At 65.2% G+C, this 20,930-nt stretch carries 19 protein-coding genes; 9 read left to right on the top strand and 10 right to left on the bottom strand.

The genetic code is table 11. The features are described from left to right. Positions 1-59: 59 nt before the first annotated feature. From GMOLON4_RS03775 to tkt, 3 genes are read right to left on the bottom strand one after another with little or no spacing between them, the layout of a single operon-like run. Complete coding sequence (locus GMOLON4_RS03775) at positions 60-1,661, bottom strand: hypothetical protein (protein WP_026936669.1); 1,602 nt, start codon at positions 1,659-1,661, stop codon at positions 60-62. Between the two features lie 45 nt (positions 1,662-1,706). Beyond that, complete coding sequence (gene tal / locus GMOLON4_RS03780; RefSeq protein WP_026936670.1) at positions 1,707-2,816, bottom strand: transaldolase; 1,110 nt, start codon at positions 2,814-2,816, stop codon at positions 1,707-1,709. A 41-nt stretch (positions 2,817-2,857) separates the two neighbouring features. Further along, the gene (gene tkt / locus GMOLON4_RS03785; RefSeq protein WP_026936671.1) at positions 2,858-4,951 is read right to left on the bottom strand and encodes a transketolase; all 2,094 of its coding nucleotides are present in this window, start codon (positions 4,949-4,951) and stop codon (positions 2,858-2,860) included. A 162-nt stretch (positions 4,952-5,113) separates the two neighbouring features. Between tkt and GMOLON4_RS03790 the strand changes: the two genes are divergently transcribed. Beyond that, on the top strand, positions 5,114-6,070 hold the full coding sequence (locus tag GMOLON4_RS03790; protein WP_106486571.1) for a heme o synthase: 957 nt from the start codon (positions 5,114-5,116) through the stop codon (positions 6,068-6,070). Positions 6,071-6,087: 17 nt separating this feature from the next. Here GMOLON4_RS03790 and GMOLON4_RS03795 read toward each other — a convergent pair whose 3' ends face one another. Further along, positions 6,088-7,938, bottom strand: a complete 1,851-nt coding sequence (locus tag GMOLON4_RS03795; RefSeq protein WP_051266665.1) for a pyruvate kinase — start codon at positions 7,936-7,938, stop codon at positions 6,088-6,090. Between the two features lie 14 nt (positions 7,939-7,952). Then, positions 7,953-8,924 carry a COX15/CtaA family protein gene (locus GMOLON4_RS03800; RefSeq protein ID WP_026936673.1) on the bottom strand — a complete coding sequence of 324 codons (972 nt, stop codon included), beginning with the start codon at positions 8,922-8,924 and terminating at the stop codon, positions 7,953-7,955. A 191-nt stretch (positions 8,925-9,115) separates the two neighbouring features. Between GMOLON4_RS03800 and sufB the strand changes: the two genes are divergently transcribed. The 6 genes from sufB to GMOLON4_RS03830 all read left to right on the top strand — a co-directional run bounded on the left by sufB (position 9,116) and on the right by GMOLON4_RS03830 (position 14,348). Further along, the gene (gene sufB / locus GMOLON4_RS03805) at positions 9,116-10,534 is read left to right on the top strand and encodes a Fe-S cluster assembly protein SufB (RefSeq protein ID WP_026936674.1); all 1,419 of its coding nucleotides are present in this window, start codon (positions 9,116-9,118) and stop codon (positions 10,532-10,534) included. A gap of 4 nt (positions 10,535-10,538) precedes the next feature. Further along, on the top strand, positions 10,539-11,717 hold the full coding sequence (gene sufD / locus GMOLON4_RS03810; protein ID WP_035732542.1) for a Fe-S cluster assembly protein SufD: 1,179 nt from the start codon (positions 10,539-10,541) through the stop codon (positions 11,715-11,717). Beyond that, positions 11,717-12,049 carry a non-heme iron oxygenase ferredoxin subunit gene (locus GMOLON4_RS03815; protein WP_026936676.1) on the top strand — a complete coding sequence of 111 codons (333 nt, stop codon included), beginning with the start codon at positions 11,717-11,719 and terminating at the stop codon, positions 12,047-12,049. The genes sufD and GMOLON4_RS03815 overlap by 1 nt, the downstream gene beginning before the upstream one ends. Before the next feature lie 2 nt (positions 12,050-12,051). Further along, the gene (gene sufC / locus GMOLON4_RS03820; protein WP_026936677.1) at positions 12,052-12,819 is read left to right on the top strand and encodes a Fe-S cluster assembly ATPase SufC; all 768 of its coding nucleotides are present in this window, start codon (positions 12,052-12,054) and stop codon (positions 12,817-12,819) included. An 11-nt stretch (positions 12,820-12,830) separates the two neighbouring features. Beyond that, the gene (locus GMOLON4_RS03825; protein WP_026936678.1) at positions 12,831-13,163 is read left to right on the top strand and encodes a metal-sulfur cluster assembly factor; all 333 of its coding nucleotides are present in this window, start codon (positions 12,831-12,833) and stop codon (positions 13,161-13,163) included. 111 nt (positions 13,164-13,274) lie between these two features. Beyond that, positions 13,275-14,348, top strand: a complete 1,074-nt coding sequence (locus tag GMOLON4_RS03830; RefSeq protein WP_026936679.1) for an NADH:flavin oxidoreductase/NADH oxidase — start codon at positions 13,275-13,277, stop codon at positions 14,346-14,348. A gap of 55 nt (positions 14,349-14,403) precedes the next feature. Here GMOLON4_RS03830 and GMOLON4_RS03835 read toward each other — a convergent pair whose 3' ends face one another. From GMOLON4_RS03835 to GMOLON4_RS03845, 3 genes are read right to left on the bottom strand one after another with little or no spacing between them, the layout of a single operon-like run. Further along, positions 14,404-15,000: an energy-coupling factor transporter transmembrane component T family protein gene (locus GMOLON4_RS03835; RefSeq protein WP_026936680.1), complete on the bottom strand. Its 597-nt coding sequence runs from the start codon at positions 14,998-15,000 to the stop codon at positions 14,404-14,406. Continuing rightward, on the bottom strand, positions 14,997-15,689 hold the full coding sequence (locus GMOLON4_RS03840) for an energy-coupling factor ABC transporter ATP-binding protein (RefSeq protein WP_035732544.1): 693 nt from the start codon (positions 15,687-15,689) through the stop codon (positions 14,997-14,999). The genes GMOLON4_RS03835 and GMOLON4_RS03840 overlap by 4 nt, the downstream gene beginning before the upstream one ends. Positions 15,690-15,708: 19 nt before the next feature. Then, entirely contained in the window at positions 15,709-16,317 is a 609-nt protein-coding gene (locus tag GMOLON4_RS03845; protein WP_026936682.1) for a biotin transporter BioY, read from the bottom strand. Positions 16,318-16,456: 139 nt separating this feature from the next. Here GMOLON4_RS03845 and GMOLON4_RS03850 point away from each other — a divergent pair, with 139 nt between their 5' ends. Together GMOLON4_RS03850 and abc-f are read left to right on the top strand one after the other, a co-directional pair. Then, entirely contained in the window at positions 16,457-16,993 is a 537-nt protein-coding gene (locus tag GMOLON4_RS03850; RefSeq protein ID WP_035732546.1) for a helix-turn-helix domain-containing protein, read from the top strand. Between the two features lie 38 nt (positions 16,994-17,031). Continuing rightward, the gene (gene abc-f / locus GMOLON4_RS03855; RefSeq protein WP_026936684.1) at positions 17,032-18,633 is read left to right on the top strand and encodes a ribosomal protection-like ABC-F family protein; all 1,602 of its coding nucleotides are present in this window, start codon (positions 17,032-17,034) and stop codon (positions 18,631-18,633) included. Here abc-f and GMOLON4_RS03860 read toward each other — a convergent pair. Both GMOLON4_RS03860 and GMOLON4_RS03865 read right to left on the bottom strand, forming a co-directional pair. Further along, positions 18,630-19,904: a glutaminase gene (locus GMOLON4_RS03860; protein ID WP_026936685.1), complete on the bottom strand. Its 1,275-nt coding sequence runs from the start codon at positions 19,902-19,904 to the stop codon at positions 18,630-18,632. The two genes, abc-f and GMOLON4_RS03860, sit on opposite strands and share 4 nt — an antisense overlap. A gap of 14 nt (positions 19,905-19,918) precedes the next feature. Then, positions 19,919-20,794 (bottom strand): SURF1 family cytochrome oxidase biogenesis protein, encoded by an 876-nt coding sequence (locus GMOLON4_RS03865; RefSeq protein WP_245575409.1) that lies wholly within the window; start codon positions 20,792-20,794, stop codon positions 19,919-19,921. Positions 20,795-20,930 lie beyond the last annotated feature (136 nt).

A 20,930-nucleotide genomic window follows, 5' to 3' on the forward strand; every position in this document is an offset into this window, starting at 1 on the left:
TTCATTGCAGGTGGGCGGAGGCGAATCGGCTCCGCCCACCAATCGTCAATGGTGTCGGGTTAGACGTTGCGCAGAGCGGCGATGAGCTGCTCGGCACCGGCGACCGGATCGGTCAGCTCGAGTCGCAGCACCGGCATGCCGTGGCCCTCGAGGACGTTCGCGTCGCCCGCGGCCTGGGCCTGGATGAGCTCGCCGAAGGTGAACGGACGGTCCTCGATCGCAAGATCGACCGATTCGCGCGTCGTGATCTGCAGGAAGACGCCAACCCGCGGGCCACCCTTGTGGAACTGGCCGGTCGAGTGGAGGAATCGCGGAGCCCAGCCGAAGGTCACCGGGCGGCGGGCGCGGTGCGCGACGAACTCGCGAATCTCGGCGAGCTCCGGTTGACCGATGCGGTCGGCGTAGGCCTGGATCGCGACGTAGCCGTTCTCCGGGAGCTGCGCGAGCAGCGACTCGATGGCCTCGAGCACCTCGGTGTGGCCATCGACGACGGAAGCGGTACCGCGCACGGCAATCGCGTCCTGCTGGAATACCGGTGCCTCGGGCTCGGGAGTCGCGTCGAGAAGCTCACGTGCGGCGGCCTTCGCCGACTCCACGTCGGGCTGATCGAACGGGTTGATCCCGATGATCTGCCCGGCTACCGAGACGGCGACCTCCCACAGGAGCATCTGCTCGGCGAGCCCACCGGAGACGTTGATCTCGTCGCCCACGGCGGGCGTCTCGGCGGCATCCGCCACGAGGCGAGCGATCTGCAGGTCGGGGATCGGCAGGCCGATCTCCGGCGAATCCGTGTCGAGCACGACCGGAAGCAGGCCCTTGCCCTCCTTGCCGGTCGACTCGGCGATGAGCTGTTCGGCCCAGTCGCCGAAGCCGACGATGGACGTGCCATCGGCAACGACGCCCAAGAACGTCTTGATCGGGTCCGTGCCCGCGATCGCGGCACCGAGCAGGAGCCCCGGGTTCTGGGTCGAGTCCTCGGCAAGCTCCGCGGCAACCGAGCCCGCCTCGGCGAGGAACGCGTCGATGTCGAGTCCCGCAAGTCCGGCCGGAACGAGTCCGAACGCGGTGAGCGCCGAGAACCGTCCGCCAACGTTTGGATCGGCAAGGAATACCGTGTAGCCCGCCTCGCGGGAGGCCGTCTCGAGCGGCGAGCCCGGGTCGGTCACGATCACGATGCGCTCGGCCGGGTCAATTCCCGCCGCCTCGAACGCGGTCGCGAAGGCGCGTCGCTGCGAGTCGGTCTCCACCGTCGAACCCGACTTCGAGGACACGACAATCGCGGTGCGCTCGATGTCCTGCTCGACGGCGCGGCGGACCTGAGCCGGGTTCGTGGAATCCAACACGTCAAGCTCGACCCCAGCAGTGCGGGTCATGACCTCGGGCGCGAGCGAGGAACCGCCCATGCCGCACAGCACGATGCGGTCGATGCCCTTGGCACGGAGGGAGTCGCGCAGCGCGATGATTTCGGGAACGAGCGGCTGCGAAACCTTGGCGGCGTTCGTCCAGCCGAGCCGCTTCGACGACTCATCCTCTGCCGCGGGTCCCCAAAGGGTGGGGTCTTCGGCGAACAGGCGGCTTGCAAACTTGGCTTCAACGAGGCTCTCGAGGTGCCGCTTGGCGGCATCGGTGGCGGATCCAGATGTGGAGACTTTGATGGCCATGGTGACTTCTTCCTTGCAGGGCGTTCGAGTGGTTTCCGACAGTGGCTAGCGGGCCTGCTCGAGCTGAGCCGAGACCGTCCCCTTGAGTTCGTTCCAGGCGACGACGAACTTCTCGACGCCCTCGTCCTCGAGCAACTGGGTCACCTCCGTGTAGGAAATGCCCTGGTCGTCGATCGCGTCGAGCAGCTTGTTCGCCTCGTGGTAGGAATCGCTCACGACGTCGCCGCGGATCTCACCGTGGTCGGCAACGGCCTCGAGCGTCTTTTCTGGCATCGTGTTGACGGTGTTCGGCGCGACGAGATCGACGACGTAGAGCGTGTCCGGCAGCGACGGGTCCTTGACACCGGTCGATGCCCACAGCGGGCGCTGCAGCCGGGCACCGGCGGTCTCGAGACTCTTGGCTCGCTCCGAACCGATCGCATCCTCGAATACCTGGTAGGCGAGGCGGGCGTTTGCAACGCCAGCCTTGCCCTTGAGCGCGGTTGCCTCGTCGGTGCCGAGCGCATCCAGTCGCTTGTCGATCTCGACGTCGACGCGCGAGACGAAGAACGACGCAACCGAGTGCACCTTCGAGATGTCTACGCCACGCTCGAGCGCCTGCTCAAGGCCGGTGTAGTAGGCGTTGATGACCTCGCGGTAGCGGGGGAGCGAGAAGATCAGCGTGACGTTCACCGAGATTCCGGATGCGGTGGCCTCGGTGATTGCGGGCAGACCAGCCTCGGTCGCGGGAATCTTGATCAGCACGTTCTCGCGGTCGACCTTCTCGTGCAGCAACTTCGCTTCCGCGATGGTGCCTTCGGTGTCGTTCGCGAGCAGCGGCGAAACCTCGATCGAGACGCGGCCGTCAACACCGTCCGTGGCGTCGTACTGCGGACGCAGCACGTCGCACGCGCGACGCACATCCTCGGTCGTGATTTCAATGATGGCCTCGTCGACCCCGGTGCCATTCGCCGCGAGCTCCTTCACCTGATCGGCGTATGCGTGTCCGGCGGCGAGGGCGTTCGAGAAGATCGAGGGGTTGGTCGTGACACCCACGACGTTTCGCTCCGCAATGAGGTCGCTGAGGGAACCGGAGTCGAGGCGCTCGCGCGAGAGGTCGTCGAGCCAGATGCTCACGCCGGCTTGGGCCAGCGCCTCGGTGTTGTTATTGGTCATGATTTCTCCTGAGAAATTAAGCGGGACCGGCCCGAGGATGCTTAGTTGGCGGCGAGGGTTTCGCGGGCTGCGGCGACGACCGCGTCGGTCGTGATGCCGTAGTGCGTGAGCAGATCGTTTCCGTCGGCGGATGCGCCGAAGTCTTCGACCGACACCGAGCGTCCTCGCGAACCAAGGTACGGTGCCCAGGTCAATGCAAGCCCAGCTTCGACCGAGACTCGAGCGGTGACTGCGGCGGGGAGAACCTGCTCGCGGTATTCGTCGCTCTGCTCCGCGAACCATTCCTGGCTCGGCATCGACACGACGCGGGTCGCGACGCCCTCGGCCTCAAGAGTTTCGCGAGCGGCGAGGGCGAGCTGCACCTCGGAGCCGGTCGCGATCAGGATGAGCTCGGGCGCGCCATTGCGAGCCTCCGCGAGAACGTAGCCACCGCGCGCGGTGAGGTCTGCCGTGGCGAGCTCGTCGCCGGCGGCCTCACCCGCGCCGCGCGTCAGCACCGGAAGGTCCTGCCGCGAGAACACGAGGCCGATCGGGCCGCCGTGACGCCGCAGGGTCTCGAGCCATGCCCGGGCGGTCTCGTGTGCATCCGCCGGGCGGACCACGGTGAAGTTCGGGATCGCACGCAACGTCGTGAGCGTCTCGACCGGTTGGTGGGTCGGGCCGTCGCCACCGAGCGCGATGGAGTCGTGCGTCCACACGAAGGTCGTGGGGATGTTCATCAGGGCCGCGAGGCGAACCGCGGGGCGCATGTAGTCGCTGAAGATGAGGAAGGTGCCGCCGAAGGCGCGCGTGCGGCCCGACAGCGTAATGCCGTTGAGGATCGCAGCCATGGCGTGCTCACGGATACCGAAGTGCAGGACGCGCCCGTAGCGGTCACCCTGCCAGCTCGAGGTCGAGTGCTCGGCGGGCACGAACGACTTCGCGCCGTCGATCGTCGTGTTGTTCGAGCCCGCGAGGTCGGCCGAGCCACCCCACAGCTCGGGCAGCTGCGCCGCGAGCGCGTTGATGGTCTTGCCCGATGCCTTGCGGGTCGAGACCTTGGCGACGCCCTCGAAGGTGGGGAGCGCATCCTCGATACCCTCGGGAAGTTCGCCCGCGCCGAGGCGGTCGAACAGCGCCTTGCGCTCGGGCTCGCGTGCCGCCCACGCGTCGAAGGAGGCCTGCCACTCATCGCGCACGGGACGCATCCGGTCGGCGAGGCCGCGCGTGTACTCGAGGACGTCATCCGCGACCGCGAAGTCCTCGTCGGGGTTGAAGCCGAGGATTTCCTTCGTCGCGCGAATCTCGTCGGCGCCGAGGGCGGCACCGTGGGATGCGCCGGTGTTCTGCGCGTGCGGGGCCGGGTAGCCAATGTAGTTCTTGAGCACGATGATCGAGGGCTGGTTCTTCACGGCCTTCGCCGCCTCGATCGCGTCGGCCAGCGCGGGCACATCTTCCTTGACGACGCCGCCGTCGAGCCAGTCGACGGTGCGAACATCCCAGCCGTAGGACTCGTAGCGCTTCGCGACGTCCTCGGTGAAGGCGATGTCGGTGTCGTCCTCAATCGAGATCTGGTTGGCGTCGTAAATGACGATCAGGTTGCCGAGCTCCTGGTGGCCGGCGAGCGATGAGGCCTCGGAGGTGATGCCCTCCTGGACACAGCCATCGCCGACGATCACGTACACGTAGTGGTCGAAGGGGCTCTCACCCTCGGGCGCCTCCGGGTCGAACAGACCGCGCTCGAAGCGCTGCGAGTAGGCAAAGCCCACGGCGGATGCGAGGCCCTGGCCGAGGGGGCCGGTGGTCATCTCGACGTGGTCGACGTGGCCGTACTCGGGGTGACCCGCGGTCGGCGAGCCCCACGAACGAATGTTCTTGAGGTCGTCGAGCTCGAGACCAAAGCCGCCGAGGAAAAGCTGCGTGTACTGCGTCAGCGAGGCGTGACCGTTCGACATGATGAAGCGGTCGCGACCGATCCAGTCCTTGTCGGTTGGGTCGACCCGCATGACGTGCTGATAGAGCAGCGTTGCGACCGGGGCCAAACTCATCGCGGTACCAGGGTGTCCGCCTTTCGCCTTCTCTACGGCATCGGCGGCAAGCAGGCGGGCAGTGTCGGCCGCGCGCTTGTCGAGTTCGGTCCATTCAACGTTGGTCACTATCGACTCCTTTTGGGGATGGGCATTGCCAGTTGGCACCGCGAATCAGCCTACAACGGCAAATCCGCGACCGGCCAGCGCGCGGGCTTATTACTTCGCGGGCGTCACGGTACAGTAGTAGGGATTTGGTCTTAAGGAATGGTGACATTGTCGATCCACGAAATGACGGGTACCTCTACGCAGGCTAACGCCGTGGATGTGAGCGGGAATTCTCCCGCGGAACGTTCGAAGCTCAAGCGCAAGATCGCCGCTTACGTCTCGCTGACGAAGCCGCGAATCATTGAGCTGCTTTTGGTGACGACACTGCCGACGATGTTCCTTGCCGCGGGTGGGCTCTTCTCACCGTGGCTCGCGCTTGGCGTCCTGCTCGGCGGCACGCTCTCCGCCGCAAGCGCGAACGTGTTCAACTGCTATCTCGACCGCGACATCGACAAGCTGATGCGCCGCACGAAGAACCGCCCCCTCGTTACCGGGGAAGTGAGCCCGCGCGAGTCGCTCGTGTTCGCCTGGATCTTGGGGATCGCATCCACCGTGGTGCTGTGGCTCGTCGCGAACCCGCTCACAGCGGTGCTGAGCGTCGCCGCGATCCTGCTGTACGTGGTCTTCTACACGATGATCCTCAAGCGCCGCACCGACCAGAACATCGTCTGGGGCGGTATCGCCGGTTGTATGCCGGTGCTGATCGGTTGGGCCTCGGTCACCAACAGCCTGTCGTGGGAACCGCTCATCCTGTTCGCGGTGATCTTCCTCTGGACCCCGGCACACTACTGGCCGCTTTCGGTGAAGTACGCGGATGACTACGAGAAGGCCGACGTGCCGATGCTGTCCGTCACCATGGGCGAGGGTGCGGTTGCGATGCAGTCGGTACTCTACGCCTGGGCGACGGTCATCGCGAGCCTCCTACTCATCCCGGTGGCTCCGATGGGCTGGATCTACACCATCGCCGTGGTCGGCGCCGGTGTCTGGTTCATCGCCGAGGCGCACCGCCTCTACCACGCCGTGGTCACCAACAACGGCGAGGCGAAGCCGATGCGCGTGTTCCACCTCTCGATCACCTATCTCACGCTCGTGTTCATCGGCGTCGGCCTCGACCCGATCTTCTACTTCCCGCTGGGCTAGCCCCTAGTCACTCGCGGCTAGTCCCGCTTCGCGTTCGAGTCGACCCGCGAGCTGAGCTCGTCGAGGTCGAAGGACTCGAGCGGGCGCAGGAGCGAACGCTTCTTGGAGATATGGCCGCCCATCCGCTCGAGGATCGAGGTCAGCGCCTCGATTGCCTCGACGATGAACGGCCCCTTGTTGAGCATGACGGCCTCGGCGCGGCGGCCCATCGCGGCGTCGGTCACCTCGGCGCGCGACGGCAGTCCGGTGCGTGCGAGGGTGTCGAGCACCTGCGTGGCCCAGATGACGGGCACATGGGCGGCCTCGCACAGCCAGAGGATCTCCTCCTGCACCTCGGCGAGCCGCTCGAAGCCGAGCTCTACCGCGAGGTCGCCGCGGGCAATCATGACGCCGACGCCGCCCCAGCGCATCGCTTCGAGGAGCATGCGGGGCAGGTTCTCGAATGCCTGCTGGGTCTCGATCTTGAGCGTGATGCCGATCTCCTCGGCATCGAGGCGCTCGAGCTCGGCGATGAGGTCCGCCACGTCTTCGTGCGAGCGCACGAACGAGATGTTCACTGTGTCGGCGTGGGCTGCGACGAACGGCAGGTGCGAGCGGTCCTCTTCAGTGAGGGCTGGGATGCGCAGCGTTGTGTCGGGGAGGTTGATGCCCTTCTCCGCGCGAAGCTTGACGCCGTCAACGCCCGCGCGGGTCACCCGCACGGTGATGACGTCCGGCGTGATGTCCTCGATGATGCCCGAGATCTTGCCATCGTCGAACAGGATGCGCTCGCCGTGCGAAGCATCCGTAAAGGCAGCGTCGAGCGAGCAGCCGATGCGGTGGGGCCCGACCTGGGTCGCAGGCTGCGGCGACATATCCCGGACCACTTCAATGCGATCGCCCTCGCGGACATAGAGGTGCTGCCGGACTTCGGGGAGCGCACCGACGGTGATGACGTCGCCGGCCTTGGTGTCGAGCTCCATCTCGGCGACGAAGTAGGTCGTCTGCTCGCACGAGACTTCGGCCTGTCCTGGCGCAAGATCCGTGACGGCCAGCTTTCGCGAGCGGCCACGCGCATCCTCAGTCTTCAGCTTGTCACCGATCTGCAGCGACAACGCGCCAAGTCCGGTGACGGGGATGATGACGGGGGTCGCCTCGAAATCGGGGTTTTCGGGGAGCTGGTCGGCCTCGACCAGTAGGATCCGCGCTGGCGTGGTCACTCGACCGCAATCGTCGCGGGTCGGCTTGACCTTCAACACCTGCGGTCCTGCTACCAGCGGGCCCGTGCGCAGCTTGGGTCCACCGAGGTCCATCGCGACGAGTACGTCGTCGGGGAGGGCCCGCACCGATTCGATCATGGCCGCCCACTCGGCCTCGCCGTCGTGCGCGCAGTTGACGCGGGCGATGTCCATGCCGGCCCGTCCCATCCGCTGCACAAGCGCGGGGTTGGTTGCCGCCTCCGAGGGCATGGTCACCATAATCCGGGTGCTGCGCCGATCACTGTGGGCCTCGCCGAGTACCTCGTCGCGGTTTCGCGTGAGGATTCCGTCGCCCTTGTCGAGGGGCCCCCAGATTTCCTTGCGGTGGCGCCCCTCAGCGAGCGCCGAGACCGTTTCGAGTACCGTGAGTAGCCACGAGCGCACCATCGATTCCATGCGCCCGAGCGAAGACAGCCCGTACGCGGCGAGCGAGCGCTGCAGGGGACGCAGGTCGCCCTGCCGGATCGCGACATAGTGGACGAGATTGCGCGCGGAGGCACGGTGTTCAGGCAGAACGGCCTCGATGAGCATGGTCGCTGCCTGCTCGGCCTCTTCGAGCTGCTGTAGCAGGGAACGAATCGTCCCGGCGATTTCCGCCAGGCTCAGGATGCGGTCTTCGGGATGCGCCATAGCGCCAGATCTTGTCAGACCGAAGCGACAGGAAGGTGAACGGTGCCCGCACCGTTTTTGCCATCCTCGCGCGTGAGGCGCGCAGCGCTGTCGCGCCGGGCATTGACGAGCGTCACGCTCAGGATCGCGATCACGACCACGGCGAGGACCATGTGGGTCGCGACCGACCAGATGGGTAGGCCTGTGCGCGCCTGGAAGACGCCGATCCCGATCTGCAGGAGCACGGCCAGCGTCAGGCTCACCGAGATTGGGCGGGTACGCGGGTAGTCGCCACGGAAGACGATCACGAGGAACACCACCAGCGAGACGACAAGGGCGTAGCCCGGCCACGCGTGTACGTGCTGCATGATCACGGGATCCAGGCCATTGCGCGCCGCGATCGTGTCGCCGGCGTGTGGACCGGCACCGGTGGTGAGGACGCCGACGATCTCAGTGATCCAGGTGAGGATGCCCACAGCAACCGCGGATCCCCAAAGCGCTGGAGCACCCTTCGTCGGGCCGCGCGCGGGCAGCGGTTCGGCGAGGCGCACGCGCTGCAGCAACAGCGCCGCGATGGCAACGATTAGCGCGGAGAACAGGAAGTGCACACCGACGATGCGCGGGTCGAGGTCGACCAGCACCGTGATGCCGCCGACGACCGCCTGCACGATGATGAGCGCGCCTACCCACACGGACGGGCCGACGAGGCCCATGCGGCTGCGGCGGGTGTTCAGCACCGCGAGGAACGTCAGCAGCGCTGCCACGACGACAACGCCTGTCAGAGTGCGGTTGCCGAACTCGATAATGCCGTGGATACCCATCTCCCGCGTCGGCACGAGCGAATCCTCGGTGCACAGGGGCCAGGTCGGGCAGCCGAGCCCGGAGCCAGTGAGGCGAACGAGCCCGCCGGTGCCGACAATGATGATGTTCACGACGAGGTTTATCCAAGCGATCACCCGCGTCCAGGCTGTGACGTGATCGGGCATCAGGGCTTTCGCGACAGACAACAGTTACCTCTTACTTGGCATTTATTTCAGTGCGGTCGGTGGCATAGACTAGAGAACGCTGTTCATTGCCAGCGGGCCATCGACCTGACCGGAGCGGTTGGGAACAAACCATGGCTCGCGGTCGTTCCATTCTATGTGCGCTTTCTGCCGGATGGTGGCGACGAACAATCACGACGAGAGAAGAGGTAGCGATGTCAGACGTGCTCATCGACCGCCCCGAGCTCAATGACCTCGGTCATTACGAGTTTGGTTGGTCAGATCCCGACAGTGCGGGAGCGACGGCAAAACGCGGCCTAAGCGAGGCAGTCGTTCGCGATATTTCGCGAATCAAGGGCGAGCCCGAGTGGATGCTCGAGCGCCGACTTAAGGGATTGCAGATGTTCGACCGCAAGCCGATGCCGACTTGGGGCGCAGACCTCTCGGGCATCGACTTCGACAACATTAAGTACTTCGTGCGTGCTTCGGAGAAGCAGGCACAGACCTGGGAAGACCTCCCGGACGACATCCGTAACACGTACGAGAAGCTCGGCATCCCTGAGGCCGAGCGCCAGCGCCTCGTCGCTGGAGTTGCCGCGCAGTACGAGTCCGAGGTCGTGTACCACCAGATCAACGAGGAGCTCGAGAAGCAGGGTGTCATCTTCATGGACACCGACACCGCCCTGCGCGAGCACCCGGAATTCTTCGAAGAGTACTTCGGCACCGTTATTCCGGCTGGCGACAACAAGTTCGGCGCGCTGAACACCGCAGTGTGGTCGGGTGGCTCGTTCGTGTACGTCCCCAAGGGTGTGCACGTGGAGATCCCGCTCCAGGCATACTTCCGTATCAACACGGAGAACATGGGCCAGTTCGAGCGCACGCTGATCATCGCCGATGAGGGCAGCTACGTCCACTACATCGAGGGTTGCACCGCGCCGATCTACAAGACCGACTCGCTGCACTCCGCCGTCGTCGAGATCATCGCGAAGAAGGACGCCCGCGTTCGCTACACGACCATTCAGAACTGGTCGAACAACGTGTACAACCTCGTGACTAAGCGCGCGATCGCCGAAGAGGGCGCGACCATGGAATGGGTCGATGGCAACATCGGCTCGAAGGTCACGATGAAGTACCCCTCGATTTACCTGACTGGCGAGCACGCCAAGGGCGAGACGCTCTCGGTTGCGTTCGCGGGCCCCGGCCAGCACCAGGATGCGGGGGCGAAGATGATTCACCTCGCACCGCACACGCAGTCCTCGATTACCTCGAAGTCGATCGCCCGTGGCGGCGGTCGCGCCGGTTACCGCGGCGAAGTTCGCATCGATGAAAAGGCACACCACTCGAAGAACTCGGTGATCTGTGACGCACTGCTCATCGACACCGAGTCGCGTTCCGACACGTACCCGGCGATCGACATTCGCGTCGACGACGTCGAGCTTGCACACGAGGCAACGGTCTCGAAGGTATCGGCAGACCAGCTCTTCTACCTCATGAGCCGCGGTCTCGAAGAAACCGAAGCTATGGCGATGATCGTGCGCGGCTTCATCGAGCCAATCGCTCGTGAGCTGCCCATGGAATACGCGCTCGAACTCAACAAGCTCATTGACCTGAGCATGGAAGGATCGGTGGGCTAACCACATGACCGCGACTCAGACTCCGGCCGCTGTGCCGGCTGACAAGACCATCCCGGTACAGACGCGCTCGGAGCGACCCGCTTCATTCAAGCGCGATGACTTCAAGGCCGTGACCGGTCGCGAAGCCGAGTGGAAATACACCCCGGTCCGCGACATCAAGGACCTCCTCGACGACAAGCTGTCGGCGGAACTCCCGAACGTCGTCGACCCGCAGGTAGACGGTGTCAAGACTTCGTTCATCGGACGCGATGACGAGCGTCTCGGTTCGATTCACGCGCCCGAAGACCGCGCCGCGGCGAACGCGTGGGAGTCCTTTGAGAAGGCACTCCTCGTGGAAATCTCGGGCGAGGAAGACAAGCAGGCGGTCATTCGCCTGAACGGCTACACCGGTACGGCCCAGGCCGCGCACACGTTCATCGACATCGCCCCGCACGCCCGCGGGCTCGTCGTGCTCGTGCAGGAGGGCAAGGGCCGCGTCGCCGAGTCCGTCGAGATTCGCGTCGGTGACGGCGCAAACGTGACGCTCGTGACCGTCGGGGAGTGGGACGACGACGCTGTCGACGTCTCCGCGCACCACGTACGAGTCGGCCGTGACGCTTTCCTCAAGCACATCGTGGTTTCGCTTTCGGGCAAGCTTGTTCGCCTGAACCCGTCGATCGCCCTCGCCGAGAACGGCGCGGATGCAGAGTTGTACGGCCTCTATTTTGCGGATGCCGGTCAGCACCTCGAGCACCAGGTATGGGTGCACCACATCGCGGAGAAGACTCGCTCGCGCGTCACCTACAAGGGTGCGTTGCAGGGCAAGTCCGCGCACTCGGTGTGGATTGGTGACGTGCTCATCGACGCAAACGCGGTCGGCACGGACACCTACGAAGAAAACCGCAACCTGCTGCTGTCTCGTGGGCCGAAGGCAGACTCCGTGCCGAACCTTGAGATCAAGTGCGGCAACATCGAGGGTGCGGGCCACGCATCCGCGACGGGTCGTTTCGAAGAAGACCAGCTCTTTTACCTCATGGCGCGCGGTATCGACGAGAAGGCGGCCCGCCACCTCGTCGTGCACGGCTTCCTTAACGAGATCATTCAGCAGATCGACAACGAGGAAATCACCGCCGAGCTTAACGCGCGACTCGAAGAGGAACTCGAGATCGCAGACCAGGCATTTGCCGCAGAGGTGAATGCGTAGTGGCTTTTGAACGCGCCTGCGCGGCTTCGGACGTGCAGGTAAATACTCCTGTGCGTCTCGAACTCGGTGATCAAGTGATCGCCGTGGTTCGTGATTCCGCGGGGGAGGTGTTCGCCATTGGTGACCGGTGCACGCACGGCGATATCTCGCTTTCGGAGGGTTTCGTGGAAGACGACACCCTCGAATGCTGGGCGCACGGCTCGCAGTTCTCGCTGCGCACCGGCTGGCCGAAATCCCTCCCGGCATTCGAGCCGGTTCCCGTCTTCGACGTCAAGATCGAGGGCGACGACATTCTTATTGACCCGACTCCGATCTACAAGGAGAACAACTAACCATGAGCACGCTTGAAATTAAGAACCTCCACGTTTCGGTTGAAACCGAACAGGGCACCAAGGAGATCCTCCGCGGTGTCGACCTCACCATTGGCTCGGGCGAGATCCACGCCATCATGGGCCCCAACGGCTCGGGCAAGTCGACCCTCGCGTCGACCATCGCGGGTCACCCCGCCTACGAGGTGACCGAGGGTTCGATCACGCTCGACGGCGAAGACGTCCTCGAGATGTCGGTGGATGAGCGGGCCAAGGGCGGGCTCTTCCTCGCCATGCAGTACCCGGTCGAGATCCCTGGCGTGAGCATGTCGAACTTCCTGCGCACCGCGAAGACCGCTGTCGACGGCGAGGCACCCGCGCTTCGTCCGTGGCTCAAGGAAGTCAAGGGCGCACTCGAGAACCTCCGCATCGGCGAAGAGTTCCTGCAGCGAAACGTCAACGAGGGCTTCTCGGGTGGCGAGAAGAAGCGCGCGGAGATCATGCAGCTCGAGCTGCTGAAGCCGAAGTTCGCGCTCCTCGACGAGACTGACTCGGGCCTCGACGTCGACGCGCTGCGCATCGTGTCGGAAGGTGTCAACCGTGCTCACCAGGAGAACGGCCTCGGCATCATGCTGATCACCCACTACACCCGCATCCTGCGCTACATTAAGCCTGACTTCGTTCACGTCTTCGTGAACGGTAAGGTTGCCGACCAGGGCGGCCACGAGCTTGCGGACAAGCTCGAAAACGAAGGCTACGACAGCTACCTTGCTGCCGAAGCGGCACAAGCATAGGGAGACCCCACATGTCACTCGTCTCACTTACTCCCGAGCGCTACGACTCGGTTGAAGAGGCGCTGAAGGACGTCGTTGACCCCGAGCTCGGGGTGAACATCGTCGACCTCGGTCTCATCTACGACCTCAACTGGGAGGACGAGCTCGACGCACTCGTGGTGTCGATGACGTTGACCTCGGCGGGCTGCCCGCTCACCGATGTCATCGAAGATGAGATGGCGAAGGCGCTCGACGGCCAGGTTGAGCGATTCAAGATCAACTGGGTCTGGATGCCGCCATGGGGCCCCGAGAAGATCACCGATGACGGCCGCGAAATGATGCGCGCGCTCGGCTTCAACATCTAATCGGGTTCTCGACCCGCATGACACTCGAATTGCCCGATCCCGCTTCTGGGGTCGGGCAATTCGCTCTTTGCCCGCACAATCAGCCGCATCGACTACGAAGAAGGAGCGCCGTTGGCGTCGAAACTGTTTAGCCCCATCACGCTGCGTCAAACCGAGATCCGCAACCGACTCTGGGTGTCGCCGATGTGCCAGTATTCCGCGACGGCGCGCGACGGAATGCCAACCGACTGGCATCTCGGGCACTACGCGGGGATGGCCCGCGGGGGAGCGGGACTCGTCATCGTGGAGGCGACCGGTGTTGTGCCGGAAGGACGAATCAGCCCCGAGTGTCTCGGTCTTTGGAACGATGCCCAGCGGGATGCGCTCGGTCGCGTCGTCGAATTGGTGCACGCCGCCGGGGCCAAGATCGCGGTGCAGCTCGGCCACGCCGGACGCAAGGCGTCGACGTATGCGTGGCTTCCCGGGGCCGTCGAGGGTACGGTTCCGGAATCCGAGGGCGGCTGGGCGACGGTTGCGCCGTCGGCGAGGGCCTTTGGCGACCTCGCCGAGCCGCGCGAGATGACGCAGACGGACATCGATGCCGCGGTTACCGCGTTTGTTTCCGCCTCGACCCGCGCGGTGGAGGCCGGGTTTGACGCGGTCGAGATCCACGGTGCGCACGGCTATCTCGGCCACCAGTTCCTCTCGCCGCTGAGCAACTTGCGCACCGACGAATACGGCGGCGACCTGTGGGGCCGCTCGCGCTTCCTCCGCGAGGTTGTGGCGGGGGTACGGGATGCGCATCCCGTCCTGCCGGTGCTGGTGCGGCTGAGCGCGACCGACTGGGTGGAGGGCGGGCTCACCGCCGAAGACGTGACGCAGGTCGCCGGCTGGTTGCAGGATGCGGGAGCCGACCTCATCGACGTCTCGAGCGGTGGCAACGTCGAGCGGGCGCAGATTCCGGTCGGAGCCGGATACCAGGCGCCACTCGCGGCGAAGGTCAAGGATTCCGGTGCGCCGGTCGCCGCGGTCGGCATGATCACGAGCGCTCAGCAGGCTGAGACGCTCCTGCGGCTGGGTTCCGTCGACGCGGTCTGCGTCGCGCGTGAGTGGCTGCGCAACCCGTACCTCGGTCTGCACTGGGCGAAGGAGCTGCGCGGCGACCTCGACGCGATTCGCCCGGCGCAGCTCTGGCGCGCGTTTTAGGAGCCGCCGCGCTCGGTGCCTGACCTAGTCGGTGCCCGACCGAGTAGGCCTTGGTCTAGTCGATGCCTCGGGCGCGTAGCGCATCCGCGAGCTGGTCGCCGTGCTGGAGCGCGGCGACCAGCAGCGGGAGGACGAGCCGGAAGCTCATCCTGGGGCCGCCGCGAGCCATCATGGCCTCGCGCAGCTGGCCGAAGATTCCCGCGATGACGGGCACGGTCGTGATGGTCAGCGTGAGCAGCAGGCTGACCTTGGTCGGGGAGACCCCGAAGATTCGCATTGGTGTGACGAGCCGTTCGACCACGTCGAGGAGCGCCGCGGTCGGGGTCGTCAGCGTCACGAGTGCCGCGAGGAGCACCACGATGCAGACCCGCGCGGTGTTGATCACCGCATCCTCGGGGCCGAGAAAAATGAGCTGCGGGATGATCATGATCACCACGAGCCAGCGGAGCGTGTACAGCTGTCGCCACAGTTCGCCGAGCCCGAATCCGGTCGCGAGGAACCCGAGTACGGTGACGATCGCCGCGCCGGCGAGCACCGGCCAGCTCCGCCCCGCAAGAGAGACCGCGAGCGCGAGTACCGCCAGCCCGATCAGCTTCCAGCCCGCTGGCAGCCGATGCAGGATGCTTCGTCCCGGGCGGTAGAGGGAGATCACGCGTAAGTCCGCCGGTAGCGCTCTACGACCGCGGCGGGCTCGCCCGCGTCGGCCAAGCGACCGTCCGCGAAACACAGCGCGTACTCACAACGCTTGGCCAGGTCGAGGTCGTGGGTCACGAGGACGACCTGCGCGTCGAACTCGTCGAGCAGGATGCGCGAAATCGCCTTGGCGTTCCCGAGATCGAGCAAGGCGGTCGGCTCGTCCGCGACGATCAGGGACGGCTCTCCGATCAGCACCGCGGCGAGCGCCACGAGCTGTTGCTGGCCACCCGAGAGCGAATAGACCGAGCTGTCTGCGAGCCCGGCCATCCCGACTTTCTCGAGTGCCGCATCCACCCGCGCGGAAATCTCGTCGCGCGAGAGCTTGCGACCCCGCAGCGTAAAGGCGAGGTCCTCGCGAACCGTCGGCATGATGACCTGCGCCGCCGGATTGCTGAACACCATGCCGACGCGTTGACGCACCGCTTTTCCGTCACGGCTGGGATCGAGCCCGTGAACGCTCAGGATGCCCGAGCTGATCGGGACCAACCCGTTCAGCGTTCGCGCGAACGAGGACTTGCCGGAGCCGTTCGCGCCGACGACGGCAATTGATCGCGCCGTGAGCGAGAGCGTGATGTCCCGCAGGACGGTTCGCCCCTCGCGCACGACAGAGACACCGTCGAATGCGATGTGTCCGGCGTCCTGCATTCGATCAAGCGTAGTCGGGCTAGCGTGCGGCATTGACCGACGCTTGCGTGGGTGAAGTCGACCACGCGAAGGCGCGCGGGTAGGCACGCCACAGCGCCATCGTGATGACGACCGTGAGTGCTGCCTTGATGAGGTCGCCCGGAAGGAACACCGCGCTCGCAATGATGGTCTCGCCGAGGGGGAGCTGCGTGAGCGCCGACTGCACGGGAATGCCGAAGAGGTAGATGACGAGGATGCCGCCGACCACGGCGCCGAGCGCGACGCGCCACCAGGTCGGGCGGTTCGCGCCCGCCCGGACAATGAGCCCGATCACGAATGCGCCGAAGACCCAGCCGATCAGGTAGCCCGCGGAGGGGGCCACGAAGACGCCGAGGCCGCCGCGGCCGCCGGACAGGAGCGGCAGTCCGATCGCGACGAGGGCGAGCACCACGATGACCGAGAGCGCGCCGCGCCGCGCGCCGAGGACGGCCCCGGCGAGCATGACGCCGAGCGTCTGCGCGGTAATGGGTACGGCGCCCACGTTGATGGCCCCGGGCAGACCCAGCACGGCGATTAGCGCGGCGAAGATTGCGATGCGCGCGAGGTCGCTGGCATCGAGCCCCCTGGCTCGGGTTACGGCTGCGTTCATGTGTGCTCCTTTGGACAAGACGTGGGACATCGCTCCTACCTGAACACCGTCCAGGTTGTATGCTGGGAACAGTAATACACGCTTGCCGGAAAGGGCAACATTGGCGACACAACGCGATTCCCGTGCGCGACACTCTCGTATGGACGTGCTCGAGACCGCACTGCGGCTGCTGGATGAGCGTGGCCTGCCCGACCTTTCGATGCGCGCGCTCGCGCGGGAACTCGACGTGCAGCCGAGCGCGCTGTACTGGCACTTCAAGAACAAGCAGGAGCTCCTCGCCGGCGTCGCGGATGCGATCCTCGCGCCAGTCGCGCAGCTCCCGGAAGGCACCGGCGCGGCCGAGGCCGCCGCCGCATTCCGCGAGGCGATGCTTTCGGTGACGGACGGCGCCGAGGTCGTCGTCAGCACAATCGCGCTCGGGCTCGGCGCGGATCGCGCGTTCGAGCGCCTGCGCATAGCGCTCGAGGCGGACGGCTACGAGCGAAATGCGGCGGTGTCGGGCGCCACCACGCTGCTGCACTATTGCATCGGGCACACCTCGCACGAGCAGCAGCGCGCGCAGGCGTTCCGAATCGGGGTCGATCTCAACGAGAGCCCGATCACTGCGGACGCGAGCTCGTTTGCGGAAGGCGTGGCGCGCATCCTTTCGCCCGGCTTGGTAGACTCGATCGGTTGACCAGCAACCATCACCACCATGCCTGAGGAGAACGCCACGTGCTAGCTGTCCACGATCTCGAGATCACGGTGGGAGCGCGCACCCTCATGAGCGACGTCAGCTTCCGCGTGCAAGACGGCGACAAGATTGGACTTGTCGGCCGTAACGGCGCAGGCAAGACCACCCTCACCAAGGTCCTGGCCGGATGGACGCTGCCCTCGGACGGCAAGATCGATCGTGTCGGCGAGATTGGTTACCTCCCGCAGGATCCCCGCAGTGGCGACCCGACGCAGACCGCGCGCAACCGCATCCTGGATGCGCGCGGCCTCGGTTCGGTGCGTACCCGACTCGCGAAGGCCGCAACCGAGATGGCGGAAGCCGCGACCGACGCGGAGCGCGACAAGGCGATGCGCCGGTACGCGCGGCTCGACGACGAGTTCGTCACGCTCGGCGGCTATGCCGCCGAGTCAGAGGCCGCCGCGATCGCCTCGAACCTGAACCTGCCCGACCGCATCCTGGACCAGCAGCTCGAGACCCTCTCGGGCGGTCAGCGACGCCGCATCGAGCTCGCGCGCATCCTGTTCTCGGATGCGTCGACCATGATCCTGGACGAGCCGACCAACCACCTCGACCTCGACTCGGTAGTGTGGCTGCGCGAGTTCCTCAAGGGTTATCGGGGCGGGCTCATCATGATCTCGCACGACGTCGAGCTCGTGGGGGAGACCGTCAACCGAGTCTTCTACCTCGACGCCAACCGGCAGGTCATCGATATCTACAACATGGGCTGGAAGCAGTACCTGCGCCAGCGTGAGGCCGACGAGGAACGCCGCAAGAAAGAGCGCGTCAACGTCGAGAAGAAGGCCTCGGCGCTGCAGCAGCAGGCTGCCAAGTTCGGGGCCAAGGCGACCAAGGCCGCGGCGGCGCACCAGATGCAGCGGCGCGCCGAGCGGATGCTCGGGTCACTCGAGGATGTTCGGCAACAAGATCGCGTCGCGAAGCTCCGGTTCCCGACGCCCGCCCCGGTCGGCAAGACACCGATCAAGGCCGAGGGACTCTCGAAGTCCTACGGCTCGCTCGAGATCTTCACGGGCGTGGACCTCGCGATCGACCGCGGGTCTCGCGTCGTGATCCTCGGGCTCAACGGTGCCGGCAAGACGACCCTGTTGCGCATCCTCGCGGGGGTGGATGTGCCGGACACCGGCGAGATCATTCCCGGGCACGGCCTGCGCGTGGGCTACTACGCGCAGGAGCACGAGACCCTCGACGTCAACGCCTCGGTGAAGGACAACATGGTGCGGGTGTCGCAGCACCTCACCGAGACCGAAGCGCGCAAGGTGCTCGGCTCGTTCCTGTTCTCGGGTGACGACGTCAACAAACCGGCAGGCGTGCTCTCGGGTGGGGAGAAGACCCGCCTCGCGTTGGCGATGCTCGTCGTCTCGAGCGCGAACGTGCTGCTGCTCGACGAGCCCACGAACAACCTCGATCCGGTCTCACGTGAGCAGATCCTGGATGCGCTCGCGCACTACGAAGGCGCGGTCATCCTCGTTTCGCACGACGAGGGTGCGGTCGAGGCGCTGAACCCCGAGCGCGTGCTCATCATGCCCGAGGCGATCGAGGACCACTGGAACCCCGAGTACTTCGAGCTCATCGAAATGGACTAGGTCTCGGCGTCCTCGAAGGTCGCGAAATCATCGATGACGGGGATCCGGCGCCGGTCGTGGTCCATCGGGCGCGGAATGCGCTCGTGCGGGTCGACCAGCGTCACCTGGTGACCGTCCTCGCCGAGCCGTCGGAGGCCCTCACGGAGCATCCGGTCGCCGACGTGGTTGATCTGCGGGACGGCAGTGAGATCCACGACAACCTCGGACTCGTCCTCGGGAATCTCCTCGAATCGTCGCAGCGCGAGCTCCGCGGTGGGGAACGTCAGGGCGCCCTGGATGCTCACGAGAACGGCTCCCGATTCGGTGCGGGACTGCTGTCCTATCGCATCGATCGAAGGCGCCGGCATCGCCATGATGTGCAAGCCCATGTCCCTCGAGACCCGTTCGCACGCCTCGACGCCTCGCACGCTGTTACCGTGCGAGTCGAGCCTCGGCGAAAACGTTCCGATTCCGACCTGCCCCGGCAGCGAGCCAATGATGCCACCGCCCACGCCGCTCTTGGCCGGGATGCCCACGCTCGAGAGCCAGTCGCCGGCCGAGTCGTACATCCCACACGTGGTCATCACGCTGAGCACCTGGCGGCACACCCACTCGGGCACCACGCGCTCGTGCGTAATCGGGTTGACCCCGCCATTGGCGAGCGTCATCGCCATCACCGAGAGGTCGCGCGCCGTGACGTTCAGCGCGCTCTGGCGGGTGTATCCCCAGACCGCGTCATCGGGTTCGATACTGATGAAGCCGTTGCTACGCATCATCGAGGCGAGGGCAACGTTGCGGTAGCGGTTGGCAAATTCGCTCTCGAGCACGGCCTCGTTGACCTCTAGCTTTCGGCCCGCGAACTTGCATAGCGATTCGATAATGAGGTCGGAGCGTTCCTGCGGGGTCGCATCCGCTGGACCGACGAGGCAGTGCGTCACAATCGCGCCCATGTTAATCATGGGATTGCTCGGCTTGCCGGACTCCGGGTCTACCGACATGGCGTTATACGGATCGCCACTCGGCTCGACGTCGACGTGCGCATCCACGATCTGCAACCCTCGCTCAACGAGGGCCATCGCATACACGAATGGCTTCGAGACTGATTGAATGGTGAACTCGTTCTCGGCGTCACCCTCGGCGTAGATGGTGCCCGCCGGGGTGCACAGCGCGATCCCGAACTGGTCTGGGTCGACCTCCGCGAGCTCCGGGATGTAGGTCGCAACCTCGCCCTGCGAGTAGTAATAGCAGCTGTCTCGGATCTCGGCGAGGTATTCGTGGACCGGAGTTCGCATGCAATCGCCCTTCGCTAGTGCTGAGAATCGATAAGTTCGTCCTCGTAGTCTGCCTGAGACTTCTTAGCGCGAGCCTTGCGCTCGGCCTCACGCTTTTTCGCTGCGAGCACGCGGGGGTCGTCCGCATTTCGCTCGCGGAACTCTTCGCGCACCCCGTAGACCAAGCCAACGAGAGCGATGATCGCGAAGATGATCCACTGGAACGCGTAGCTCAGGTGGTTGCCCTCGGTGAGCTCCGGCTTGGGGACCAACGCGCCAGTCTCGCCACTCGGCGTTTCGCTGCGAAGCAGGCCGTACGCATCCGAATAGGTGCGATCTTCGCCGAGGTTTGCAGCGAAGGTCTCGACGTGAATCGTGGCGATCTGCCCCTCGGGAGCACTTCTTCCGGGAATTTCGGGTTCACTCGGTTTAAGCCTCGCGGTGACTGAAACCTCACCCGCGGGCGCTGCGGGGACGCTGTCGGGGTGATCCTGCTCGGCACCGGTGGGAAGCCAGCCGCGATTGACGATGAAGATTCTGCCGTCGGAAGTCTCGAGCGGTGTCAGGATTTCGAAGCCGGGGAGGCCATCGCGAGGTCGACCACGCACCAGGAGCTGCTCATCCTCGAGATACTCACCCTCGACCAAAACGGAGAGCCACTCCTGGTCGGCATTAAACGAGTCGACCGTGGGGAGGACCTCTTCGATTGGCCGCGCCTCGGCATCGAAGTTGGTCTGAACGAGGTGATTGGCATCAACTCGCTGCTCGCGCCGATCGAATTGCCACGAAGAGAGAAATCCACACACCGTCGCGAAGACGACGAGGAGTGCGAAATAACCGAGCCAGCGACGGCTCAGGAGAAACCGCAGACCCTTCCTATTCTTGGATGCTTGCGGAGTCGAACTAGTCACTGAATCGGGGCCTCATTCACGGGATCGTGTACGTCGTGCACTCGGACCGGGAACTCTCGGCTGTTCAGGAAGCCGAGTAAGTAATCCTTGTGGTCCACGCACGCTAACCAAATCTTAACCCGGTCGAGGCCATGGA

The sequence above is a fragment of the Gulosibacter molinativorax genome (assembly GCF_003010915.2).
Taxonomy (GTDB): Bacteria; Actinomycetota; Actinomycetes; order Actinomycetales; family Microbacteriaceae; genus Gulosibacter; species Gulosibacter molinativorax.

What these genes read in the sequence shown, in the direction of transcription:
- GMOLON4_RS03775 (WP_026936669.1), bottom strand. Translation starts at nt 1,661, where the DNA reads ATGGCCATCAAAGTCTCCACATCTGGATCCGCCACCGATGCCGCCAAG.
- tal (WP_026936670.1), bottom strand. Translation starts at nt 2,816, where the DNA reads ATGACCAATAACAACACCGAGGCGCTGGCCCAAGCCGGCGTGAGCATC.
- GMOLON4_RS03790 (WP_106486571.1), top strand. Translation starts at nt 5,114, where the DNA reads ATGACGGGTACCTCTACGCAGGCTAACGCCGTGGATGTGAGCGGGAAT.
- GMOLON4_RS03795 (WP_051266665.1), bottom strand. Translation starts at nt 7,938, where the DNA reads ATGGCGCATCCCGAAGACCGCATCCTGAGCCTGGCGGAAATCGCCGGG.
- sufB (WP_026936674.1), top strand. Translation starts at nt 9,116, where the DNA reads ATGTCAGACGTGCTCATCGACCGCCCCGAGCTCAATGACCTCGGTCAT.
- sufD (WP_035732542.1), top strand. Translation starts at nt 10,539, where the DNA reads ATGACCGCGACTCAGACTCCGGCCGCTGTGCCGGCTGACAAGACCATC.
- sufC (WP_026936677.1), top strand. Translation starts at nt 12,052, where the DNA reads ATGAGCACGCTTGAAATTAAGAACCTCCACGTTTCGGTTGAAACCGAA.
- GMOLON4_RS03825 (WP_026936678.1), top strand. Translation starts at nt 12,831, where the DNA reads ATGTCACTCGTCTCACTTACTCCCGAGCGCTACGACTCGGTTGAAGAG.
- GMOLON4_RS03840 (WP_035732544.1), bottom strand. Translation starts at nt 15,689, where the DNA reads ATGCAGGACGCCGGACACATCGCATTCGACGGTGTCTCTGTCGTGCGC.
- GMOLON4_RS03845 (WP_026936682.1), bottom strand. Translation starts at nt 16,317, where the DNA reads ATGAACGCAGCCGTAACCCGAGCCAGGGGGCTCGATGCCAGCGACCTC.
- GMOLON4_RS03850 (WP_035732546.1), top strand. Translation starts at nt 16,457, where the DNA reads ATGGACGTGCTCGAGACCGCACTGCGGCTGCTGGATGAGCGTGGCCTG.
- GMOLON4_RS03860 (WP_026936685.1), bottom strand. Translation starts at nt 19,904, where the DNA reads ATGCGAACTCCGGTCCACGAATACCTCGCCGAGATCCGAGACAGCTGC.